Source organism: Vagococcus fluvialis (assembly GCF_048815235.1).
Classification (GTDB): Bacteria; Bacillota; Bacilli; order Lactobacillales; family Vagococcaceae; genus Vagococcus.
The window spans coordinates 1-1474 of the sequence record NZ_JBMEAO010000041.1; the positions used below are offsets into that span (position 1 = coordinate 1).

A 1474-nucleotide genomic window follows, 5' to 3' on the forward strand; every position below is an offset into this window, starting at 1 on the left:
GGCTCTTTGTCAACTAGTGTTGGTGAGAGTAAATAGTAAGAATGAGGATCTAGAAAACAAAAGTTTTCTAGATCTTTTTTGGTGTTTTAAAAGCATTTCCTTTGAGACAAATAGTGATACGTAGTTTGAAATTATAAAAACTTCTCATGCCGTAGGCATTACGTTTAATGACTTTAATATGATTATTCATACATTCTAAAGGACCATTAGAATAAATTGTATCAAATGTATTCTGAATTTCAGATTGATAGTGTTTAAATGTTTTAAAGACAGGGATAAGTTCTTTTAAAGTACTAGGTTGATTAATTAATTCAAGAAAAAGAGGATAGTCTTTTTCTTGAAAAGCATGAAGGATGTTTTGATAAACAGAATAAGCTTCTTCAAGCTCAGTTGAATAACTGAGTAAGCGTTCTAGAACTTCTTTTTCAGACAAGTAGTTTTTAAAACCAGCACGCCAGTATTTATGTTCATAGTTAAGTTTGAAGCGATTCTTTTGAAGTAACTTCCAATATTTTTTTAACCTTCGGTAGTAAGTTCCGTTGTATTGATTTTTTAATTGATTCATTATTCGAATTCTTATTTTTTGAAACGCTTTGCCGATAAGTTGAACTAAATGAAATTTATCTAATACAATTTTAGCATTTGGAAATAACTTTTTGGTCAATATGATATATGGTCGATAAATATCAGTTACAACAAATCGAACATTTTCTCTATTTTTTAAAGAAAAACCAGAAAAATACTTTTCTAAATGAGGTAGCCTTCTATCAGGTAAAATATCAATTAATTCTTTTGTCTCCCCATCCATCATAATAAAACTCATTGAACCTTCAACATTTTTAACAGATTTAAATTCATCAAAGCAGAGTACATTAGGTAAAGAGTAACTATATTTCTGAATAGGTTGATACCATTCTTTTAACACGCGATAAACAGTTGAAGTAGAAATATTAGTTTCCCTCGAAATATCTGTCATTGAATATTTAGTGGTTAATTTTTTGGCAACCAAACGTTTTAAGTTATTCGAGATTGAATGATTCCTAGAAACGAAAGGAGTATCTAAAACAAAAGTAGATTCGCAATTTTTACAGAAGAAGCGACGCTTCTTTAGTTGAATGTAAGTAATGTATTCAGAAATAGTTGGGACTTTAATAAGGCTAGAAGTGTATCCCCATTTTATAATGTTTTCTTTCTGAGTTTGACAATGCATACAGCATTGTGGTGTTTCATCAAGAAAGCCACTGAAAATACGAGAATATATTCCTTTTACCTTTTTGGTAGATAAACAATTTTCATTAAAAATAATATTTAGGTCTAGAATATTTAAGATATCTTTGATAGTCTGTGAGTATGACATGTGGTGTCCTCCTTAGATTGTTCTTTCGCAATTTCATTCTAACGGATATCACATGTTTTTTTGTATAAAAAAACTGTTGATAGTTTTAAACTACCAACAGTAGAAATTATAGAGCCT

General features: G+C 29.3%; 1 protein-coding gene. It reads right to left on the minus strand.

The window, feature by feature from the left end:
- Window positions 1-67: 67 nt before the first annotated feature.
- Window positions 68-1357 (minus strand): ISL3 family transposase, encoded by a 1290-nt coding sequence (locus ACODH8_RS14500; protein ID WP_420517808.1) that lies wholly within the window; start codon window positions 1355-1357, stop codon window positions 68-70.
- Window positions 1358-1474 lie beyond the last annotated feature (117 nt).